Annotated in this window: 19 protein-coding genes and 1 pseudogene; 12 read left to right on the top strand and 8 right to left on the bottom strand. The window is 70.3% G+C overall.

The genetic code is table 11. From position 1 onward, the window contains the following. Positions 1 to 25 precede the first annotated feature (25 nt). Together OG509_RS06435 and OG509_RS06440 are read left to right on the top strand one after the other, a co-directional pair. Positions 26 to 1,351 carry a GAF domain-containing protein gene (locus tag OG509_RS06435; protein WP_406180827.1) on the top strand — a complete coding sequence of 442 codons (1,326 nt, stop codon included), beginning with the start codon at positions 26 to 28 and terminating at the stop codon, positions 1,349 to 1,351. A gap of 54 nt (positions 1,352 to 1,405) precedes the next feature. Then, entirely contained in the window at positions 1,406 to 2,929 is a 1,524-nt protein-coding gene (locus tag OG509_RS06440) for an aldehyde dehydrogenase family protein (protein ID WP_406180828.1), read from the top strand. A 209-nt stretch (positions 2,930 to 3,138) separates the two neighbouring features. On the opposite strand, the gene OG509_RS06445 is transcribed toward OG509_RS06440, so the two are convergent. Then, a complete protein-coding gene (locus OG509_RS06445) occupies positions 3,139 to 3,249 on the bottom strand; it encodes a hypothetical protein (RefSeq protein ID WP_406187487.1) in 111 nt (36 codons plus the stop codon). A 198-nt stretch (positions 3,250 to 3,447) separates the two neighbouring features. Then, positions 3,448 to 3,766: pseudogene (locus OG509_RS06450) on the bottom strand (UDP-glucose 6-dehydrogenase); the annotation flags it as partial. 908 nt (positions 3,767 to 4,674) lie between these two features. Between OG509_RS06450 and OG509_RS06455 the strand changes: the two are divergent. The 6 genes from OG509_RS06455 (at position 4,675) to OG509_RS06480 (ending at position 9,548) form a co-directional block, all read left to right on the top strand. Further along, a complete protein-coding gene (locus OG509_RS06455) occupies positions 4,675 to 4,971 on the top strand; it encodes a lactococcin 972 family bacteriocin (RefSeq protein WP_406180829.1) in 297 nt (98 codons plus the stop codon). A gap of 155 nt (positions 4,972 to 5,126) precedes the next feature. Continuing rightward, complete coding sequence (locus OG509_RS06460) at positions 5,127 to 7,241, top strand: hypothetical protein (protein WP_406180830.1); 2,115 nt, start codon at positions 5,127 to 5,129, stop codon at positions 7,239 to 7,241. Positions 7,242 to 7,287: 46 nt separating this feature from the next. After that, positions 7,288 to 7,956, top strand: coding sequence for an ATP-binding cassette domain-containing protein (locus OG509_RS06465; RefSeq protein ID WP_406180831.1), 669 nt, complete (start codon positions 7,288 to 7,290; stop codon positions 7,954 to 7,956). A 131-nt stretch (positions 7,957 to 8,087) separates the two neighbouring features. Further along, the gene (locus OG509_RS06470) at positions 8,088 to 8,594 is read left to right on the top strand and encodes a hypothetical protein (RefSeq protein WP_406180832.1); all 507 of its coding nucleotides are present in this window, start codon (positions 8,088 to 8,090) and stop codon (positions 8,592 to 8,594) included. Between the two features lie 333 nt (positions 8,595 to 8,927). Further along, entirely contained in the window at positions 8,928 to 9,113 is a 186-nt protein-coding gene (locus OG509_RS06475) for a hypothetical protein (RefSeq protein WP_406180833.1), read from the top strand. Between the two features lie 6 nt (positions 9,114 to 9,119). Then, positions 9,120 to 9,548: a hypothetical protein gene (locus OG509_RS06480; protein ID WP_406180834.1), complete on the top strand. Its 429-nt coding sequence runs from the start codon at positions 9,120 to 9,122 to the stop codon at positions 9,546 to 9,548. Between the two features lie 310 nt (positions 9,549 to 9,858). Here the strand turns inward: OG509_RS06480 and OG509_RS06485 are convergent, their stop codons facing one another. Then, positions 9,859 to 10,473 carry a TetR/AcrR family transcriptional regulator gene (locus tag OG509_RS06485; protein ID WP_406180835.1) on the bottom strand — a complete coding sequence of 205 codons (615 nt, stop codon included), beginning with the start codon at positions 10,471 to 10,473 and terminating at the stop codon, positions 9,859 to 9,861. Positions 10,474 to 10,606: 133 nt separating this feature from the next. Here OG509_RS06485 and OG509_RS06490 point away from each other — a divergent pair, with 133 nt between their 5' ends. The 3 genes from OG509_RS06490 to OG509_RS06500 are packed head-to-tail and all read left to right on the top strand — an operon-like array spanning position 10,607 to position 13,305. Next, positions 10,607 to 11,065, top strand: a complete 459-nt coding sequence (locus OG509_RS06490) for a cupin domain-containing protein (RefSeq protein WP_406180837.1) — start codon at positions 10,607 to 10,609, stop codon at positions 11,063 to 11,065. Between the two features lie 29 nt (positions 11,066 to 11,094). Next, complete coding sequence (locus tag OG509_RS06495; RefSeq protein ID WP_406180839.1) at positions 11,095 to 11,883, top strand: alpha/beta fold hydrolase; 789 nt, start codon at positions 11,095 to 11,097, stop codon at positions 11,881 to 11,883. Next, positions 11,884 to 13,305, top strand: a complete 1,422-nt coding sequence (locus OG509_RS06500; protein ID WP_406180841.1) for an MFS transporter — start codon at positions 11,884 to 11,886, stop codon at positions 13,303 to 13,305. Here OG509_RS06500 and OG509_RS06505 read toward each other — a convergent pair. Then, positions 13,296 to 14,297 (bottom strand): helix-turn-helix transcriptional regulator, encoded by a 1,002-nt coding sequence (locus OG509_RS06505; protein WP_406180843.1) that lies wholly within the window; start codon positions 14,295 to 14,297, stop codon positions 13,296 to 13,298. The genes OG509_RS06500 and OG509_RS06505 overlap by 10 nt on opposite strands. 91 nt (positions 14,298 to 14,388) lie before the next feature. On the opposite strand from OG509_RS06505, the gene OG509_RS06510 reads away from it, so the two are divergent. Then, entirely contained in the window at positions 14,389 to 14,787 is a 399-nt protein-coding gene (locus tag OG509_RS06510; RefSeq protein WP_406180845.1) for a VOC family protein, read from the top strand. A 52-nt stretch (positions 14,788 to 14,839) separates the two neighbouring features. Here the strand turns inward: OG509_RS06510 and OG509_RS06515 are convergent, their stop codons facing one another. From OG509_RS06515 to OG509_RS06530, 4 genes are all read right to left on the bottom strand, one after another. After that, the gene (locus tag OG509_RS06515) at positions 14,840 to 15,547 is read right to left on the bottom strand and encodes a hypothetical protein (RefSeq protein WP_406180847.1); all 708 of its coding nucleotides are present in this window, start codon (positions 15,545 to 15,547) and stop codon (positions 14,840 to 14,842) included. A gap of 282 nt (positions 15,548 to 15,829) precedes the next feature. Then, positions 15,830 to 17,065: a cytochrome P450 gene (locus OG509_RS06520; RefSeq protein WP_406187488.1), complete on the bottom strand. Its 1,236-nt coding sequence runs from the start codon at positions 17,063 to 17,065 to the stop codon at positions 15,830 to 15,832. A gap of 19 nt (positions 17,066 to 17,084) precedes the next feature. Continuing rightward, positions 17,085 to 18,728: a phytoene desaturase family protein gene (locus OG509_RS06525; RefSeq protein WP_406180849.1), complete on the bottom strand. Its 1,644-nt coding sequence runs from the start codon at positions 18,726 to 18,728 to the stop codon at positions 17,085 to 17,087. Between the two features lie 70 nt (positions 18,729 to 18,798). After that, on the bottom strand, positions 18,799 to 20,403 hold the full coding sequence (locus OG509_RS06530) for a phytoene desaturase family protein (protein WP_406180850.1): 1,605 nt from the start codon (positions 20,401 to 20,403) through the stop codon (positions 18,799 to 18,801). Positions 20,404 to 20,431 lie beyond the last annotated feature (28 nt).

Consider the following 20,431-nt stretch of genomic DNA (forward strand, 5'->3'; position numbering starts at 1 on the left):
GTACCGCGGCACCACGGGAGGGTGAATGGACGATCCGTCGGTGGCACTGCCGGGCGGGGCCGATCCCGCCGAGCGCACGCGCGTACTGCGCCGGGCGCACAGCGCGTTCACGCAGGACGGGCGGGTCGAGGCTCCGGTCCGGGCGGTGATCGCGAATTCCTGGCGGCGGTGCGCCCGGGCCCGGGTCAGCCCGGAGTGCACGCCCCGGGTGGAGCTGGCGGAGGCGGACCTCCGGTCGTACCGGGCACAGCACCCCCTGGCCCGGGTGATGCCGGTGGTCCGGGATCTCGTGGGGGCGTTCGCGGCGCACGGGGCCCATCTGCTGGCGGTGTGCGACGCGCGGGGCAGTCTGCTCTGGGTGGAGGGCGAGTCGGCCACGCTGCGGCGGGCGGAGGGGCTCGGTTTCGTGCCGGGCGCCCGCTGGGCGGAGACGGCGATGGGCACCAACGCACCCGGCACGGCGGTCGCCGTCGGGGAGCCGGTCCAGGTCTTCGGGGCCGAGCACTTCAGCCGCCGGGTCCACCCCTGGACGTGCGCGGCGGCCCCGGTGCGCGATCCGCGGACCGGCCGGCTGCTCGGCGCGGTGGACATCACCGGCGGGGACGGCCTGGCCCATCCGCACTCCCTCGCCTTCGTGCAGGCGGTGGCCCGCGCCGCAGAGGCCCAGCTGGCGCTGCTGGACCCGGTCCCGCCGGCCGCCGGGGACACCCTCGGCGCCCTCGGCCGGGACGAGGCGCTGCTGGTCGGCGGGGGTGCCAGGGTCCGCCTGGGGAGGCGGCACAGCGAGATCATGGCGCTCCTCGCGCACCACCCGGCAGGGCTGTCGGGCGAGGAGCTGGCGATCGCGCTGTACGAGGACGAGTCGGTGTCACCGGTGACCCTGCGCGCCGAAATGTCACGGCTGCGCGGGCTGTTGGGGGACCGCGCCCCGCTCTCGCGCCCGTACCGTACGGCGGCGCCGCTGGAGGCGGACTTCACCCTCGTGACCCGCCACCTGGCGGCCGGCGCCGTTTCGGCGGCCCTCCACCACTACGCGGGCCCGCTGCTCCCCGGCTCGACCGCGCCGGGCATCGTCCGGCTGCGGCGCCGGATCGAGGGCCAGGCACGGGCCGCGGTGATCGCCCGGGCGGACGCGGGACTGCTGAGCGACTGGGTGTGCACTCCGTGGGGCGCGGACGACGCGGCGGTGTGGCGGGCGCTGGCCGCAGCGCTGCCGCCGGAGGGTCGCCCGGCAGCGCTGGCCCGCGTACGGGACCTCGACGAGGAACTCGGCGCCGAACCCTCCCTCGTACGCCCGGAGCCGACTCCGCCCCCGCGGCGTGCAACGTATCCGCAACCTGCCCGCTCCTAGCCTCCTCCCGAGCGCTGTCCGACGGCGGCCGGCGCCCGGCAAGGGGAGGACACCATGGCCCGTTACGCTGCGCCCGGTACCGAAGGCGCGCTGATGTCGTACGCGTCCCGGTACGGCCACTTCATCGGCGGCGAGTACGTCGAGCCCGCCCTCGGCGCCTACTTCGCCAACCCCTCCCCCGTCAACGGCCAGACCTTCACCGAGGTCGCGCGCGGCACGGCCGAGGACGTGGAGCGGGCGCTCGACGCGGCGCACGCGGCGGCGCCCGCCTGGGGTCGCACCTCGGTCGCCGAGCGGTCCACCATCCTGCTGCGCATCGCGGACCGGATGGAGCAGAACCTGGAGGCCCTGGCGGTCGCGGAGACCTGGGAGAACGGCAAGCCGGTCCGGGAGACCCTCGCCGCCGACATGCCGCTGGCCATCGACCAGTTCCGCTATTTCGCGGGTGCGCTGCGCGCCCAGGAGGGGGCGCTGAGCCAGCTCGACGACGACACCGTCGCCTACCACTTCCACGAGCCGCTGGGCGTGGTCGGGCAGATCATTCCGTGGAACTTCCCGATCCTGATGGCGGTGTGGAAGCTGGCTCCCGCGCTGGCGGCCGGGAACACGGTGGTGCTGAAGCCGGCCGAGCAGACCCCGGCCTCTGTCCACTACTGGCTGAGCCTGGTGTCGGACCTGCTGCCGCCGGGTGTGGTGAACATCGTCAACGGCTTCGGCGAGGAGGCGGGCAAGCCGCTGGCGTCCAGCCCGCGCGTGGCGAAGATCGCGTTCACCGGGGAGACGTCCACAGGGCGGCTGATCATGCAGTACGCGGCGGAGCACCTCAAGCCCGTCACCCTCGAACTCGGCGGCAAGAGCCCCAACCTCTTCTTCGACGACATCTGGACCACCGACGACGACCTGCGCGACAAGGCGCTGGAGGGGTTCACCATGTTCGCCCTGAACCAGGGCGAGGTGTGCACGAGCCCCTCGCGCGCGCTGATCGAGCGGGGCCGGTACGGGGACTTCCTCGACGCGGCCGTGGCCCGTACCGAACTGATCGTGCCGGGGCACCCGTTGGACACGGACACGATGATCGGCGCGCAGGCGTCCGAGGAGCAGTTGCGGAAGGTCCTGTCGTACGTGGAGATCGGCCAGAAGGAGGGCGCGAAGATCCTGACGGGCGGCCGGCGCATCGAGCAGGACGGTGAACTCGCGGGCGGCTTCTACGTGCAGCCGACCATCTTCGAGGGCGACAACCGGATGCGGATCTTCCAGGAGGAGATCTTCGGCCCGGTGGTGTCCGTGACCTCGTTCCAGGACTTCGACGACGCCGTCCGGATCGCCAACGACACGGCGTACGGGCTGGGCGCGGGCGTCTGGACCCGCGACATCAACACCGCGTACCGCGCGGGCCGCGCGATCCAGGCGGGCCGCGTGTGGACGAACTGCTACCACGCCTACCCGGCCCACGCCGCCTTCGGCGGCTACAAACAGTCGGGCATCGGCCGCGAGACCCACAAGATGATGCTGGAGCACTACCAGCAGACGAAGAACATACTGACCAGCTACTCCCCGAAGCGTCTCGGCTTCTTCTAGAGGCACGAGAAAAGGCGCCTGACCTGGGCTTTCGCCCGTCAGGCGCCTTCCGCTCGACCCGCTCGAAGCGGGAATCCATTTACTCCGTTCCGCCCAGTTCCTCCCACCCCTCTCCCGCTCCTGACCAGCGCTTGCGGACCAGTCAGGGACCAAACCGGTTCCTCGCGGGCCAGGTCGATGACGCGCCGGCGGGCGTTGACGGAGGCCGCTTACCGGAGCATGCCGACAGCTTCTGCGGCGTCGAGCTCGTCGGCGCGGGTGATGAAGCCGCCGAGGTCCTTGGGCAGGCAGCCGCCGCCGAACCCGAGGCCGGGCCGCATGCCGTGGCGGCCGATGCGATGGTCGTAGCCGAGGATGTCGGCGAGCTCGGCGGTGGCCCAGTCGGTGACGAGCGTCGGCGTTCCCGCCACGATGATCTTGGCGAACGCCTGCCGCAGGATCGACTCCGCCCAGGAGTGGAGGGTGTTGAACCCGAGGACGAGCCGGTCGGGGCGCAGGGTGTCCTCGACCGCGAAGGACTCGGGGAGGAACTCCGGGTTCCAGGCGACCTCGATAGGGTCCCGGGCCGGGGCCATCGACTGGAGGAGTTCGGCGATGCGGGGTGCGGTGCCGACCGGGACGGTCGACTTGACCGCGTTGACGGCCGGGGTCATCAGGCCGGGGGCCAGCTGGGTGACGGTGTCGAAGAGGTCGGTGAGGTCGCAGGCGTCGGCGCCGGGCTTGCTGCGGGGTGCCGACCCCGATGAAGTTCAGGTCGGCGAACTCGGCGGCCTCGCCGTAGGAGGCGGTGAAGCGGAGCCGGCCGGAGGCCGTGTGCTGGGCGAGGAGGTCGTCCACGTCGCGTTCGAAGGACGGGGCCTTGCCGGAGTTGAGGGGATCGACCTTTAAGGACCAAGGACGCCCCGCGTGTCCTGGCGTTCACCAAACTCATCGAGGCACGCGCCCACGCCCGCGAGAACAACGCCAGGGCCGCCTCACGGGCCCTGGCCGCGTCCGAGGACCTCATCAGCCAGGCCGACCAGACCAGCGGCGACGAGCCGGCCTGGATCGAATCCCATCACCACGCGAGGCTGTCCGCAGACGCCGCCGAGGTCTTCCGCGACCTGAAGAACCCGAAGGCATCGCTCGCCTGGAACCAGCGGGCCGCAGCCATGCCCTCCGGGGTCTTCACCCGGTCCGTCGACATCCTCGCCCGCGTCCAGTCCTTCCCGGGCCAAGGGAGTACGTCCGCGAGTTCAACACCGCCCTCGCACCCTGGCGGCGCGAGCCGGCCGTCCGCGACTTCATCCACCGCCCCCGCACCGAACTCGGCGTCGCCGCCTGAGCATGTCATCGACGACCAGGCCCGCCTCGTCCACGCCTGGGCAAGTCCGATCAGGTTCCGGCCAGGGGGCCGGGGGTTGTCACCCGGTTTCGAGGGAGACGCCTGTCAACGGCCACTGAACTGATTGGCTGTTGACAGGCCTGGACGAGGTGGTGACCGCGATGACGCTCACCCGGTGGGGAGCACACCGTACAGGCTGCGCCGGCGTCGCGAGGGTGTCCGGCCGCACTGCCCCTTTGCCGCTCACTGCCCGGCGAGTCCCGCCGCAGACGACGCTGATGTGCCGTGCATGGTTCTGCGCCATGGGCGAGCCTGGTTGCAGAGGGCAAGCATTTTCGGCCAAAGCCAATGAAGGTCGCTGACCTGCTGGTATGCCTAGATGCGTGCAGCCCAAGCCGTTACCTCGGGGCACGGATCGCTGATGGCTAGCACATTTCAAGCCATCGTCGCCGTCGCGGCAGGTTTCATCGTCCTGGGTGCTGCGGTTCCCGCGGTGGCTGCACAGTCGGACGTCAGTGGCGGCACCTGGTACTTCGGCACCAACAGCAGCGACTTCGTCTACTCGAACTACTACCACCCCGACCGGTGCCACGGCTCCTCCGCGAAGGGCAAGTACCTCGCCCAGAGCGGCAACGTCGACAAGGACAAGACGTCTTACGCGTCGGCACCTGAGGCGATGTGGGGCAACGAGTCGTACTACCGTTCCAACTGCGACTGAGACACCGCATGGCTTCGGATGCGTCGGATGTTCCGTAGCCGCTTTGACCGTGTGGGGCCCGGCAAGCCGGTCCCCACACGGTCGGCCCCACCGACGGTCTTCTCCGCGGCCGTCCCAGCGCATGCTCCCCCGACCACTCCGACCTAGGTATTCGATTGCTGCACCGAGGTATCAAGTTCGTCTACGCCGCCGTGTTCGCGTTATCCGCACTGGTGGCGTTTCTGTTCGTGCGGGGACTGGACGAGGACTACGTACTGGGTCACTCGGCTGTGGTCTGGGTACTCGACTCCGACGATTCCGTCAGCGGTTCCGACGTCGCGCGCGGCGTGGCGGCCTTTGCCGCCGAGCACAAGGTCACGGTGGCCCGTGAGGTGCCCGATCTGCGGAATCCCGATGGTCTTCGGCACCTTTACCTCGCCACCGGCGCCCCGAATTCGGTAGCAGCGTCGTGGCTGAAGGAGGGCTATCCGGCGTTCGGCCGGGACCTCCACACCGAGGTCCATCCCCTCGCCGAGATCGGGCAACGGGATCCGCGTGGCTACTACTACGTGTTCGGGCCGCCGGAGGCATCCGATGCGCTGGTAGCCAAGTTCAAGAACCTCGGGCTGCGAGCGACCATCCACCACCCGCTCTCCTTCGAAGAACTGACCCCCTTCTACGCGGACAGCATCCTGGTCTTGTCCTTCGCCGTGGTCGCCCTGGCCGCCATCACCATGACCGGTGCGAGTGTCCTGCTCAACGCGAAGGCGTACGGGGTGCTGCGCCTGCAGGGCAGGTCATTCACAGACATCCTCTTCCGAGATCTCCGCCAGTTGGCCGGGTTCGCCACGATCGCTGCCACCGCGGTGGTAGCCGGTGCCCTGGTCGTTCTGGCCCTCTACAACGGCCTGGCCTGGCTTGGCCTGTTCGCCTCGGTGGCCACGGGCATCGCCGGCCTCCTCGTCCTTCTGATCCTCGCCGCACACGCGGCCATGCTCGCCCTGACGTTCAGGACCGACGTCCTGCGCGCCCTCAAAGGCGAACTTCCGGCCCGGGCCGCATCCACTTCCGCCTACCTGGTGCGCGTACCCGCTCTCCTGCTCGCCTTCGGCATCGCCACCTCCACCGTGCTCGCGGCCCAGGACGTACTCTCCCGCCAGGACAGTCGCGAGCTCTACGCCAAGGTGGGTGACACCGCCGCCATCCGTCTCAACGGCAGCCTGGGCGAAGAGGACACCAAGACGCTGGAGGCCAAGGTGGGGCAGTGGCTGCGCCAATCCGACGCAGCGGGCGAGCTCATCGTCGCCGGCCGCCGGGACCTCCAGGACCTCGCCCCGGGCGCCGGCCTTCCCCAGGGCGAAATGCTCATCGTCAACGAGACCTTCCTCGACCGACAACCCTTCCTCGATCCGGCAGGCCGTCGCTACGCCCCCGCCCCGAAGGACGGCAAATCTCCGGACTCCCGCCCGGTGCGCCTGATCGTCCCTGCCTCTCTGAGCCGGCATGCACCGACCATCGCCGCCGAGATACCCGGAACCCTCAGCCCGGGCCACCGCGAACGGATCAAGGCCGACCAAATCGAGACGCTCCAGGCGGCGAACGGCCAGCAGGTCTTCGGTTACAACGCCGGGGAGCAGGTCCACACGGCCGCACGCAACACCAAGGAAGACCGCTCCCTCGTACACGACCCGGTTCTGCTGGTGGTCCCCAACGGGTCGACGTACCTCACCGACAACGCCTACACCTCGTTCGCGACGCAGGGAGGTGTGGTCTTCCCGGAACCGGTCGACATCCAGAAGGGGATCGACGCGAAGAAGCTGCAGACGTACGTGATCGCCATCCGCCCCGTGGGGCAGAACGCGGCACTGCAGATGCGGGACTCCGTCAACGATCTGCGGATGCAGCTGTTCAATCTCGGCATCGCCGTCACCGTGCTCATCATTACCGGCATCGGTGTCTGCATCGTCTACTCGCGCAAGAACGCCCAGGCGATTTTCGTCAAACACATCAGCGGCTGGAGGTTCGTCGCCAGCCACCGCTCCGTGCTCACTGTCGAAGGGATCCTCGCACTTCTGCTGGTCGCCTGGGTTCCCTTCCAGGTGTGGCAGCAGAACCGGGAACTGGAGCAGTACACCGCCGTCGGTATCCCCGCACCAAGCCAGCCCGCACAGATCACTGCGCTGGACCTCGGCCTCACCGGCGGGCTGGTCGCCCTGGAAGCCGGTGCGGTGCTGCTCGCCCTGGCCGTCTTCCACCGCCGCATCGTCAAGGAAGGGGCAGCCGAAGGGTAACCACTCCTACCGACGCCCCCACCCCTTCCCCCGCAGGAGCACTGCCGTGATCAGTATCGAGAACCTCTCCAAATCCTTCGGCCGGCGGACCTTGTGGTCCGATGTCGACCTCACCGTCAACAGCGGTGCCATGCTTGCCCTCGTCGGCCCCAGCGGATCAGGAAAGTCCACTCTCCTCAACTGCCTCGGCCTCCTCGAAGCTCCGAGCTCGGGCGCGATCCTGTACGACGGCAAGGACATCACCCGCTTCGATCGGCGCGGAGTCCGACGTTTCCGCCGCGAAGTGCTCGGCTACCTCTTCCAGAACTACGCCCTGATCGAGAACGCCTCCGTCGCCGCCAATCTGGAGGCCGCCGTCAAGCCGCGTCGGGCCCTGAGGAACAATCCGCGAGTCACCATTGCGGAGGCTCTCGACCGTGTCGGGCTCGCCGGCAGGGAGAAGGAAAAGATCCACCTCCTCAGCGGCGGGGAACAGCAGCGTGTTGCGCTCGCCCGGCTCATGGTCAAGCAGCCCGCCCTCGCCGATGAACCGACCGGGGCTCTCGACCACGACAACACCGTCATGGTCGTGGACATCCTCCGCGAGATGAGCGAGGCAGGATGCGCCGTCGTCATCGCGACCCACAACGACTACGTCCGCGACCGCTGCGACACCGTCTTCTCCGTTGACACGGCCACGCTGACGACTCCCCTCCGAGCCGAATCCACATACTGAACGGCCCCCTCACGCTGGTGATCGCTTCGGTCGGGGGCCGTCTGAGCAGGACGGGTGAGCATTGCAGGGCGGCGCTGGCTCGGTGCTCGCTCACTACCTGCCCGACGGGTCACGCCCTCTATCTGCTGGGGGTGGTTTTGGCGCGCGGCGGCCGGCACACGGCCGGGCTCACGACCGGATCCCTGCTCGTGGGCAGCGCCCGGCTCGCCCACCAGGCCGACCGCGCCCTGGACCGGGTCGCCGCGGCCACCCCGGAGGACGAGGAACAACTGCTGCTGGAGTACCTGCGATGCTTCGGCCACCTGGTGTACAGCCTCGACCCGGCCGAACCCACGGCGATCGACGATCCTTCGATGCTCCGCTCGGTGATCGCCGGCCGCCGCGACGGCGGCGAACCAAGCGCCCTGACACCGGCATCGAGCCATGACGGCGCCCCAGCAGGCCGGCTCGAACGCGGTCCGGTCGGCCGGCTGCGGCGCGGGGTCCGCCTGTGGCGAACCACTGGAGCGGAGTACTGGACGAGGCCCTGCACTCCTTCACGCTCGGCTGGCCGTTCATGCGAGCCGGATATCTCGCACTCGGCCGACGACTGGTACTCGCCGACCTGCTCGACGTCGACGATGACGTGTTCCACCTGACCGGGGAGGAGCTGAGCGGCTGGGTGAACGCCGCCGCGGACGACCCGTCGTGGCGTGAACTGGTGCGTGAGCGCCGGCTGCGGCGCCAGTGGCAGCGGCGGCTCAATTTGCCCGATGTGGCCCCGCCGACGCGCGGATCACGCTCTTCGGGTCCGGCATCACCTCCTTGACGCTGTTCGGGACCGAGCGGGGGGAGCACACGGGCGACGGGCTGAGCGGATCGGAGGTGAGTCCGGGGAGCTACACGGGCCGGACCCGGGTGATCCACGAGTTCGCGGACGCGGGCGCGCTGGAGAAGGGGGAGGTTCTCGTCGTACGCCTGGTGACACCGGCGTGGGCGCCACTGCTGGCCCGGGCCGGCGCGGCTGGAACACGATGTTCACCGACTCGCGGATCCGGTTCCCCCTCCTGGTGCGGATCGAGTTCGCCGTCCAGGCGGCGGCCGTGAGCCCGGAGGGGGTCGGCGAGTTCGTCCGGGTCGGCTACCTGCTGCGCGAGGGAGCCGTCGCCTGGGTGTAACTGGCCGTGCTGACGGTGCTGTCCGTACTGATCGTGAGCGTCGCGCGCACTCCGTCCGCCCCCGCCCGGGAGAGTCGGCTGCGCAAAGTCATGTTCGACGCGCGCACGGCACTCGGGCCGGTCCGCCGTCCGCACGTCTTCGCCGAAGCGGGGGCGGCCGCGCTCGCCACCCGGGCACTGGACTTGCCGGCTGCGGTGACCACCGCGGAGGCTCTGGATCTACGGCTGTCGGTGGCCGTCCTGGTGCTCGTACTGCTGTCGATCGAGGTCTCCGGCATCTTGCCGACCCTGCCGGGCCAGCTGGGTACCTTCGAGGCGGCCGTGCTGGGCACCAGCGGGCGCCCTTGGGCAGGCAGAGGGTTTGGCCTTCGCGCTGGTTCCCCATGCTCAACAAGTGCTCCCCCAGATCCCGCTGGGGGCTATCGCCATGGCTGACAACTCAACGGATCACGAGCCGCCCAAGCCGCCGTGGGAGTCCCTGTGGATTCCCTGGCGGGACTTCTGGCTTCCCGCCGACCCCGTGGACGCGATGCGCAAGCTTCGCATCGCGTACGACCGCGCCGCAGGCGAGCGCGTGAAGGTCTGCGGTCACATGGGTGCGGCAGAACTACCACTCCCGTGCGGTCGAGGTGCCGTGGGAACGGCGTTTCATCCGTCAGGCCTACGCTGCCGACGTGTCCGGCTCGGGGCGATGGCCCTTCTCGGTAACGCTTCGCGACGTACGAGGGTGACGTGAGCGCGGTCGTCAGCGTCGGACGGCGGCCCGGTGTACGGCGGCCTCGGTGAGCGTGCTCGCTGTGCGTACGGCGCTGGCCACGGCCTCGTCGGGGGCGAGCCCGCACAGGTCCATGAGGCAGAAGAGGGCCTCCGCGCTGACGGTGACGGCCAGGTCCCGCTCGAGCTGCGCGAACGCTTCCGGCTCCGCCTCCCCCAGCGCGTCCCGCAGCGGGATCAGCGCATGGTCGATCAGGCCGAAGCGGATGCCGGGGCGCGCGGCGGCCGTCCCGGGCCGGGTGACGGTGGCCGCGATCATGGCGCGTACCGCCCCCTGGCGGGCAAGGACGCCGCGGAGCATGAACTCGCAGGCGAAGGCCACCCGTTCGACGGGGTCGGTGGAGCGGGCGACCGGCCGCAGCGCGTCGGCGGGCGCGGGCCAGACCCCGGCCAGGGACTCACCGATGAGCGAGGGGAGGTCGGGGAAGTACCGGTAGGCGGTGGCCTCGGAGACCAGGGCCGCGCGGGCGATCGCGGGCATGGTCACCTCCGCGCCGGTACCGATGAGTGCGCGGGCGGCCTCGACGATCGCGGTGCGCGTGCGCTGCTTCTGATTGCTGCGGCCCGCCCCGGCCCCTGTCGTCATCACTACGTCCCCGTTCCTCCGCGTATAGGCGCGTACCGACCCTACCAGCACCCTCTCGTTATGAGAGTTCACTTGCATAACGCCGGTCCACCCTCCTATTCTCGTGAGAGCAAACTCTCACGAAGGAGCGGCTATGACGCAGGTTTCCGTGGTCGGCCCGGACGGCGGCGAGACGATCCGCCTGGGGCGGACCCAGATGCGCATCCTGGAGGACGGGGCCACCACCGGCCACCGGCTCGGGATCGGCGAGATCACCCTCGCCCCGCACACCGAGGGACCCCCGCAGCACCGGCACGCCCAGCACGACGAGGGCTTCTACGTCGTCTCCGGCACCGTGCACTTCACCATCGGCGAGACCGTCCACATCGCCCCGCCCGGCACGCTCGCGATGATCCCGCCCGGCGCCCCGCACACCTTCGCCAACCTCGGCGACGAACCGGCCGTGATGATCAACACCTTCACGCCCGACCTCTACGTGCAGTACTTCCGCGATCTGCGCGACATGATCGCCGGCTCCGGGGAGCTGACGCCGCAGGCGACCGTCGAGGCGATGAGCCGCTACGCCACCGTCCCCGCCACCGACTTCGCATGACACCCCCCGTACCGTCCAGGAGGAATCCCATGACCAGCACCGTCCACACCCTCGCCCACCCCTCCGGCACGCTCGACCTCACCGTCGACGACCAGGGCCAGGGGCGCACCTATCTGCTGCTCCACGGTGGCGGCGGCCCCCAGACCGTCGCCCCGTTCGCGCGGCTCCTCGCGGAGCAGCGCGACGCCAGGGTCGTCACCCCGGTCCACCCCGGCTTCGGCGGCACCCACCGCCCCGACTGGCTGACGGACGTCACCACCCTGGCCGAGAGCTACGCCCTGCTGCTGGACGAGCTCGACCTCTCAGGGGTCACCGTCGTCGGCAACTCCATCGGCGGCTGGATCGCCGCCGAACTGGCCCTGGTGGGCAGTGACCGGATCAGCGCCGTCGTCCTCGTCAACGCGGCGGGCATCCACGTCCCCGGCCACCCGATCGCCGACACCTTCTCCCTCACGCCCGCCGAACTCTCGAAGCTCGCCTTCCACGACCCCGCCGCGTTCACCGTCGACCCCGTCACCCTCCCGGAGGCAGCGCGCGCCGTCATGGCCGCCAACCGCTCCGCCCTGGAGGTCTACTCGGGCCCGCACGTGATGGCCGACCCGACGCTGCGCGGACGGCTGGCCGCCGTCGCGGTACCGGCCCTCGTCGCATGGGGCGCCAGCGACCAGGTCGTCGACGCCGACTACGGCCGCGCCTACGCCGCGGCCTTCCCCGACGGCGAATTCCGTCTCCTCCCCGACACCGGACACATGCCCCAGATCGAGACCCCCGGCCAACTCCTGTCCGTGGTAGCGGACTTCGCCGAGGCCCGGCACTGAGTGGGAAGCACCCTCGCTCCCGAGCCGGGCCGCGGCCGGCAGCTGCTCGTGCTGGCGATCTGCTGCCTGAGCGTGCTGCTGGTCAGCCTCGACACCACCATCCTCAACGTCGCCCTTCCCGCGATCGGGCAGGACCTGAACTCCTCGGCGACCGGCCTCCAATGGACCCTGGACGCATACACCATCGTCCTGGCCGCCCTGCTGACGTCGGCCGGTTCCACCGCCGACCGCCTCGGGCGCAAGCGCGTCTTCCGGATCGGGCTGGTCCTGTTCACCGTCGGGTCGACGCTGTGCAGCCTCGCACCGACGACGGGCTGGCTCGTGGCCTTCCGCACGGTGCAGGCGGCGGGCGGATCCATGCTCACCCCGGTCGCCATGGCCATCCTCACCCATGCCTTCCCCCATCCGCGCGAGCGGGCACGGGCGATCGGCGCCTGGGGTGCGGTCGTCGGGCTGAGCATGGCTGCCGGTCCGGTCCTCGGCGGCCTCCTCGTGCAGTCGGCGGGGTGGCGGTCGGTGTTCTGGGTGAACGTGCCGATCGGCCTGGCCGCGCTCCTGCTCACCACGCTCCACATCTCCGAGTCCCGGGCACCACACCCCCGTCGGCCGGACCCGGTGGGACAGATCCTGGTGATCGTCCTGCTCGGCACGCTGACGTACGCCCTCATCGAGGGGCCCGGCGCGGGCTGGACCTCGCCCCCGGTCATGGCCGGTCTGATCGCCGCGGCCGGCGCGCTGGCCTGGCTCGTACCGTACGAGAGCCGGCGCGACGAGCCACTGATCAACCCGAGGCTGTTCCGCAGCGGGCCCTTCAGCGGAGCCACGGCGACGGCGGTCTTCGCGTTCGCCGCGCTCAGCGGCTTCCTGTTCGCCAACACCGTCCACCTGCAAGGCGATCTCGGGCTGAGTCCACTGGACGCCGGGCTGCGGCTGCTGCCGATGGCGGCGCTGTCGCTGCTGTGCCCGCCGCTGTCCGGGCGGATCGTCGGCAGCCGCGGCCCGCGCGTTCCGCTGCTGATCGCGGGGGCCGGTATGGCCTCCAGCGGCGCACTGGCCGCACTGGTCACCCGCTCGGCCCACCCCTCTCCGCTCCTGCTGTCCCTGTCGTACGCACTGTTCGGGCTGGGCTTCGGCTTCGTCAACGCACCCGTCACGACCACGGCGGTGGCCGGTCTGCCCAGCGCCCAGGCCGGGGTGGCCGCCTCGATCGCCGCGACCAGCCGACAGGTCGGCGCGGCCCTCGGCGTCGCGGTGATCGGAGCCGCCGCAGCCTCCGGGGCGCGGTCGGCGGCCTGGTGGGCCATCACCGGATGCGGACTGGCCGTCCTGGCCCTGGCCGCTCTCACCTCCGGCAGCCGGCCCGCAGGTACCGCACGACGCGCCGCGGACGGTACGGGGACCTTGCTGATCCGTCAGACCTGAGGCGGTCTGCGCCGGGCGGAATCCGCGAGCCTGCCGGCGAGCGCCTCGACGAGGGCGCGGAGCTCATCCGGTCGTTCGATGACGAACGGCCGGTCCAGCGACGCGAGCACGGCGGGCAGCCAGTCGAGCCGTTCCACGCGCAACTCGACGCGGGACCATGGCGTGGCGTCCGAATCCGCGCCGCTCGCGGACGGTGGTTCCTCCACGATCGCGATGCCGGCGGGAAGCCGGGTGCGGATCTGCTCGGCCGTCGCCTGGACTCGCAGGGTCACCTCGTGGCGGTGCGGAGCGGTGGCCAGCCCGGCCAGGACGTGCTCCGCCGGGTCGAGTCCTGCGGGCGGCTCGAACGCGCCGGGCAGGGTCCTCGCGCCGGCGATGCGATCGAGCCGGAACGTCCGGTCCTCACCGATCGCGGGATCCGCACCCCTGACGTACCACCTGCCCGAGTGGGCGACGAGCCCGTACGGGTGCAGCGTGCGCTCGCTGCGCCGGCCGTCGGCGGCGGTGTACCGGATCGAGACCGGCCGGTGATGGCACACCGCGTCGGCGATCGCGAGCAGGACCCCGGCTTCCGGGGCGGCCGACTCGTCGGGCGGAGCCGTGAAGGCGAGGGAGCCGAGCACGGCGTCGAGTCTGCGGCCGAGCCGCTCGGGCAGCACCCGCCGGACCTTGGCCGCCGCCGTCTCGCTCGCCGAGCCGGTGGCCGTCATCAGGCCGGCTCGTCGGCCCGCGACCAGGCCGAGCAGCACGGCGAGCGCTTCGTCATCGCTCAGCATCAGCGGAGGCATGCGGTATCCGGAGGTGAGCCGGTAGCCGCCGTAGCGGCCGCGCACGGACTCGACGGGCACGTCGAGGTCGATGAGGTGGTCGACGTACCGCCGCACCGTGCGCTCGTCGACGTCGAGCCGACCGGCCAGTTCGGCCACCGTCCGGATGCCTCCCGACTGCAGGAGTTCCAGAAGGGCGAGGACGCGAGCAGTCGGTCGGGACATGCCCAGAAGTCTCCCTCAGATACCGGGCGGATTCTGTCCGGTATCGGTCGTAGCGTGCGATCAGAAGCACCGATCTTCCAGGAGAGAACCCATGGACTTCGTCTCGATCCGCATCATCACGGGCGACACCGCCCGCCTCGTCGACTTCTACGAGCGCGCCACCGGAGTGCGGGCGAGCTGGTCCAACGAGGACTTCGCCGAGCTCAGGACCGCCTCGGCCACCCTCGCGATCGGCAGCACCCGTACCGTGCCCCTGTTCGCGCCCGGTTCCGCCCGCCCGGCCGACAACCACAGCGTCATCATCGAGTTCCTCGTCGACGACGTGGACAGCGTCCACCGGAACCTGACCGGCTTCGTGGAGAACTTCGTCAACGCGCCCACCACGATGCCCTGGGGCAACCGCGCGCTCCTGTTCCGTGACCCCGACGGCAACCTCGTGAACTTCTTCACCCCGGTCACCCCGGCCGCCATCGAAAAATTCGCTCGCTGACGGGAGCACCGTCCCGGGCAGGCGGCTCACGGGTGCGCCGTCCAGCGGTTCGTCAGGCGAGGACGTTGACCGCCCGGGCGATGACGAGTCCCAGGATGACCAGGGAGACGATGGACTGGAGGGTCATGACGCTCTTGGCCCAGGGGGCGAGAGGCATGACATCGGTGGGACTCAATGCGGTGGAATTGGTGAATCCGAGGTACAGGTAGTCGATGTAACGGGGGCGCCAGTGCGAGGCGTTCAGTTCGGGGCTGAGCTGTTGGGGAAAGGCGAGTGCGGGGGTGGACGGCATGTGTTGGGCCCGGGCGGCCGGCCCGCCGCAGTCGAGTTCGAAGTACAGCAGGGAGAACGCGAGGACGGTGGAGGCCCAGACGCTGCCGCCGGCCAGCAAGAGGGCATTGGCGGAGTTGGTCTCGCTCCCGCCGTGGATGAGATCGTCGATCAGCCGTACGGTTGACCAGATGGCGCCGCACGCCAGCACGGTGACCAGGGCGATCGACACCGCGCGCAAGGCAGTCGAGCGGCGGCTGATCCGCACGGGATCGCCCGAGATCAGCGCCACCAGGAGCAGTCCTTCGGCGAGGGGAAGCGCCCATCGGGGCCCCAGGCGCAAGTCGTCGGGCAGGAGCAGGGTCAGCACCGCGGAAGCGATGACGGCTGCGGCCATCGGCCAGCGGGTCTCGGCGTGCACCACAGGCTGCGGCTCCGGCTCGTCCGCGCTGTTCGCACCGTTCACATCAGAGGGGTTCTGTCCGGTCACGGCCGACTGCTGCCCGGGCTCGGTGGCGGGTCAGATCGCGATGTCTGCCGCGGTCACCCGGCGCCGGGCGCCGCACACGACGAGTGCCCGGTCCGCGGCGACGGCACGGCGAGCGGCGCCGGTCGCCCATGATGTCGCGTTCATCTGCGGCTCCTCGAAGGTGAAGGCTCGTGGCGGCGGCTGCCTCGACGACCGTTCCTCGCTCGCCCGGACTCGAAGCTGGATCTTGGATCCCACCGTAGACCGAAGCAAATACGGCGGCGCGACCGACACGCTCGATCCTCACCAGGCGACGGGCAGTGACCGGAGGCCGCTGAAGAACTCCTTGGACCGCCATTGCAGCTCCTCCTCCGGTACGGCCAGCCGCAGACCCGGTAGGCGCGCCGTCACACGCTCCAGGGCCGTCTGGAGTTCGAGGCGGGCCAGGTGGGCGCCCAGGCAGTAGTGGATGCCGTGTCCGAAGCTGATGTGCGGAGTGCCCGGCCGGTCGAGCACGATGCGGTCGGGGGACGGGAAGACGCCGGGGTCGTGGTTGGCGGCCGCCTGGGAGACCACGACCGGTTCACCGGCCCGGACCAGGACACCGCCCAGTTCCACGTCCTCGCCCGCGTAGCGGGGCAGAGTGAGGCCGTTGAGCAGGGGGACGAGACGCAGGAGTTCCTCGACGGCGCGGGGGACCACGTCGGGTCGGTCCCGGACGGCCGCCAGTACGTCCGCCCCGTCGGCGCCCGCCTCCCGCGGGAGCAGCAGGACCGCGAAGAAGTTGGCGATCTGGTTGGTGGTGGTGACGAAGCCGCCGATGAGGATCTCGTTGAGCAGCCCCGTCAGTTCGTCCTCCGTCAGGACGCCTTCGTCGCAGGCACGGACCAGGACCGTGATCAGGTCGTCCGCGGGCGCACGGCGACGGGTCTCGATCCATCCGTACATGCGGGTGAAGAAGTCCTTGGCGTCACGCTGCACGGCCTCGCTTGTCACGCTGCCGGAACACACGGTGTCCGCCCATGCCCGTACGGCCGGCTGGTCGGCGTCGGGGACCCCGGTGAGTTCGCAGATGAGGGTCATGGGCAGCGGGAAGGCGAGGTCCTCCACGAGGTCGGCGGGCGGTCCGGCTGCCGCCATCCGGTCGAGCAGCCCGTCGGTGACCTCGCGGACGTGGCCGCGGAGCCGTTCGATGCGCCGGGCGGTGAACTCCTTGGCCAGCAGTGCGCGCAGCCGGGTGTGGTGGGGGGCGTCGAGGGCGATGAGGCCTCCGCCGGCCCGGGGCATGGGACCGATACGGGGCTGGTCGCGGCGGACGGCCTCCGCAAGGCTGAACCGGGGGTCCGACAGGACGGCGCGCACGTCCTCGTAGCTGGTGGCGAGCCAGGCGTCGTCTCCGTACGGCAGCCGGACGCGGACGGGGGGCTGATCGCGCAGCCGCCGGTAGCCGTCGGGCAGACCGAGCCCCCTGGTGGTCCAGAACGGGTACGCGAGGGGCTCCGGGGAGGTGTCCGGGGCGGGGGTGACATGAGGGGGCATGGTCACGGAGGTGCCTTTCTCAGCGGTGGGGGCCGACGGGGATGTCGACGTGGGTCGGCAGGGGCGCGCTGGTGTCGACGGAGGCTGTGAAGCCGATTCCGTCGTCCCGGCAGATGAACTGCATGACCTGGCGCCCGGCCGCGGCCGCGCGGATCAGGCCGCCGGTGGTGGCCCAGACCCCGGAGAGGTAGAAGTTCCCAAGGCCGGGCAGGACGGGTCCGTTCTTCTTGACGAGTTCCTCCATCGCCTCGCCGCTCTCCACGAAGGGCTGCCAGCCGAGGAAGGTGCCCTCGAAGCTGCCGGTGTAGCGGATCTGGGTGAGGGGGGTGCAGGTGTCCCGTACGGCGACGGAGTCCTTCAGCCCCGGGTACAGCCCGTCGAGGAAGTCGACGACGGCGTCCCTGGTACGCCGCTTCGCGAGGGCGTAGGCCTTGCCGCGCCGGACCGGGAGGGTGTGGAGTTCCGTCCCCCTGCGGGCACGGCTGAGCCGCTCCGGTCCCTCGGCGAGCTCCCGCCAGGGGGCGGTGTCGGAGAAGTAGGTGGCGTAGATGACGGTGGTGTCCCGGGGCGAGAGCTCGGGGTAGAAGCGGCTGCGGAACTGGACGTTGAGGCTGGGGTGCCGGATGCCGGTCAGCCGGGAGGCCGTCGCCTCGTCCAGCAGATGGGTGGTGGTGGGGTCGGCGTCCGGGAACGGGCGGCGCAGGCCGAGGAAGACGCTGGCGTAGCCGGGGAAGACCATGCCCGGCTGGTGCAGGGTCTCCCGGTACAGGGTGGCGTACTCGCCTTCCAGGTAGCGGCCGTCCAGCAGGTCGAGGAGGGTGGTGGGGCCGTCGCAGGCCGAGACGACGATGTCGGCGTAGTGCTCCTGGCCGTCGGAGAGGCGTACACCGACGGCCCGGTCGTTCCTGACCAGGATCTCCTCGACCATGGCGTTGTACGTGATCTCGCCACCCAGGCTCAGGTAACGCTGCTCGATGGAGCGGGCCAGCCCCAGGGAGCCGCCTTCGGGCACCCCGGCCGACCGGTGGGCCTGCGCGGCCATCTGGAAGTAGAACGGCAGGACGGGGAAGCCCGGGTGCTTCTCGTAGAGGATGTAGTTGAAGGCGTCCCTCAGGAGCGGGTCCTTGAAGCGGGCCGAGTACTCCGTCATCAGCACGGACATCGAGGTGCGGAAGAGGTTGAAGTACGGCAGGAAGCCGGCCAGCATCCGCCAGCGCTCACGGCGGGTCATCAGCGCCACCGGCTTGAGGAAGGGGTACGTCGGCAGGCAGGCGATGAACTTGCGCAGTCCCGCGCAGAAGGACCGGATGGCGCGGGCGTCGGGCGGGGACAGGGACAGCAGGTGGCTTTCCAGCCGGTCGGGGTCGCAGTAGAAGTAGACGGTGCGGCCGTCGCTGCCCCGCACGGTGTTGAACACGTCGAAGTGCCGCATCTCCTTGCCCTGGAGCGCGCCGAGTTCGAGCCAGATCTGGTGCATCTCGTTTCCGGGACCGTTGCCGAGCAGCCAGCTGATGCAGGCGTCGAAGGTGAAGTCACCGCGGCCCCATCCCGTGCAGCAGCCTCCCGGGATCTCGTGCATCTCGAAGACCCGGGTGCGGTAGCCGTTCATCTGGCCGTACGCACCGGTGGACAGGCCGCCGAGACCCCCACCGATGATGATCATGCTGTTTCTGCGCGTCGTTGCCGTTGTGGTTGCCGTTGTGCTTGCCGTTGTCGTCGCGGTCACTTGACGGTCACCTCACCCTGCGGGTTTCGAGCTGGGGCAGCCTTCCGAGCTTGTCCGGATGCCAGGGGACCGTGCCGCCGCTCTCCCAGGCACGGAAGTCCAGACCGAGTTCCTTGCACAGGTACTGGGTGACGAACCGGCCGCTGGCGGCAGCGCGGATCAGGCTGCCGCCCCCGAACCACTGGCCCGCCATCGAGAAGCCGTCCAGGCCGGGCAGCCGCATCCGGTCCTTGTTGATCAGGCCGGTGATCACGTCGTCGGCCGGTGTGAAGGACTTCCAGCCGAGGATGCTGCCGCCCCGTACACCGGTGTACCGCTCCGTGGTCGCGGGCGAGGCCACGTCCACGACCTCGATGGCGCGGCCGATGCCCGGGTGGTGCCGTTGCAGGAAGCCCCGGACGAAGTCCGCCACCTCCTGTTTGCGGGCCCAGTACGCCTTGCGGTCGCTGGTCCGCAGCCGCTTCCAGGAGTCGTAGTCGCTGAAGTAGGTGCAGTGGACGACGGACTTGCCGGGCGGAGCGAAACCGTCGGAGTAGCGCGAGCGCATCTGCACGACGAGGCTCTTCTGGAGGACGCCGGGCAGCGCTGCGCTGTCCTCGTCGGAGAGCAGGTAGGTGGTGCTGTGCCGGGCGGCCGGGTCCAGTTCGGCGTCGAGTCCGACGAAGGCCGAGACCACACCCGGGTAGAGCACGTCCGGGCGGCTCATCATCTCGCTGAAGAGCCTGTCGATCTTCGGGCTCGTATAACGGCCGCCGAGCAGCCCCTCGATGGTGGTGGCGCCGTCGCAGGCGGAGACGACGTGGTCGGCGAAGTGCCGCTCCCCGCCCCGAAGTTCCACTCCGATCGCGCGGTCGTTCTCCACCAGGACGCGTTCCACCCTGGCCCGGTAGTCGACCCGCCCGCCGAGTGCCGTGTAGCGCTCCTCCACCGAGCGGGCCAGGCCCAGGGAACCGCCCTGCGGAAAGCCCGCGTTGAGGTGGAACGCGCTGGCCATGTTGAACAGGTAGGGCAGCAGCGGGAAGACCTCGTGGTCCTGGAAGAAGATGAACGGGAAGGCCCGGCGCAGCAAAGGGTCTTCGAACCGGTCGCAGAACTTCTCCATGCGGGTCACGGCGGTGCGCCACAGCAGCCCGAACGAGGGCAGGACGGCCCGCAGGGTGGCCAGCTTCTCGCCCGCGGACTGCAGCGGCGGCGGGGTCAGGAAGGGGTAGAGGTTGATGCGGGTGAAGCGCCGCAGGTCGCGGCAGAACGCACGGATCGGGCGGGCGTCGCCCGGCGAGATCTCCAGGAGGTGCGCTTCGAGGCGGTCGGGGTCGTTGTAGAAGGTGACCGAGCGGCCCGTCTCGTCGGTGACGGTGTTGAACATCTCGAAGTTCGCGATGGACTTGCCGTCGAGGGCGCCGAGCTCCCGCCAGACCCGGCTCGCGTCGTTGCCCCGTCCCGTGCCGGTGAGCCACTCGATGCAGTAGTCGAAGACGTAGTCCTGGCGCGACCATGCCGTGCAGCAGCCGCCGGGCAGGACGTGGCGCTCGAAGATCCGGGTCTCCGCGCCGCTCATCTGTGCGTAGCAGCCGGTGGAGAGGCCGCCGATGCCCGCGCCGATGACGATCACGCGGGGCGCCCTTCCCGGGCCGCGGCCA

Source organism: Streptomyces sp. NBC_01006 (genome assembly GCF_045162725.1).
Taxonomy (GTDB): Bacteria; Actinomycetota; Actinomycetes; order Streptomycetales; family Streptomycetaceae; genus Streptomyces.

Bases quoted from the DNA above. Each gene is read 5' to 3' on its own strand.
- OG509_RS06435 (WP_406180827.1), top strand. From the start codon at position 26: ATGGACGATCCGTCGGTGGCACTGCCGGGCGGGGCCGATCCCGCCGAG.
- OG509_RS06510 (WP_406180845.1), top strand. From the start codon at position 14,389: ATGGACTTCGTCTCGATCCGCATCATCACGGGCGACACCGCCCGCCTC.
- OG509_RS06440 (WP_406180828.1), top strand. From the start codon at position 1,406: ATGGCCCGTTACGCTGCGCCCGGTACCGAAGGCGCGCTGATGTCGTAC.
- OG509_RS06495 (WP_406180839.1), top strand. From the start codon at position 11,095: ATGACCAGCACCGTCCACACCCTCGCCCACCCCTCCGGCACGCTCGAC.
- OG509_RS06505 (WP_406180843.1), bottom strand. From the start codon at position 14,297: ATGTCCCGACCGACTGCTCGCGTCCTCGCCCTTCTGGAACTCCTGCAG.
- OG509_RS06520 (WP_406187488.1), bottom strand. From the start codon at position 17,065: ATGCCCCCTCATGTCACCCCCGCCCCGGACACCTCCCCGGAGCCCCTC.
- OG509_RS06525 (WP_406180849.1), bottom strand. From the start codon at position 18,728: ATGATCATCATCGGTGGGGGTCTCGGCGGCCTGTCCACCGGTGCGTAC.
- OG509_RS06485 (WP_406180835.1), bottom strand. From the start codon at position 10,473: ATGACGACAGGGGCCGGGGCGGGCCGCAGCAATCAGAAGCAGCGCACG.
- OG509_RS06490 (WP_406180837.1), top strand. From the start codon at position 10,607: ATGACGCAGGTTTCCGTGGTCGGCCCGGACGGCGGCGAGACGATCCGC.
- OG509_RS06455 (WP_406180829.1), top strand. From the start codon at position 4,675: ATGGCTAGCACATTTCAAGCCATCGTCGCCGTCGCGGCAGGTTTCATC.
- OG509_RS06445 (WP_406187487.1), bottom strand. From the start codon at position 3,249: ATGCGGCCCGGCCTCGGGTTCGGCGGCGGCTGCCTGCCCAAGGACCTC.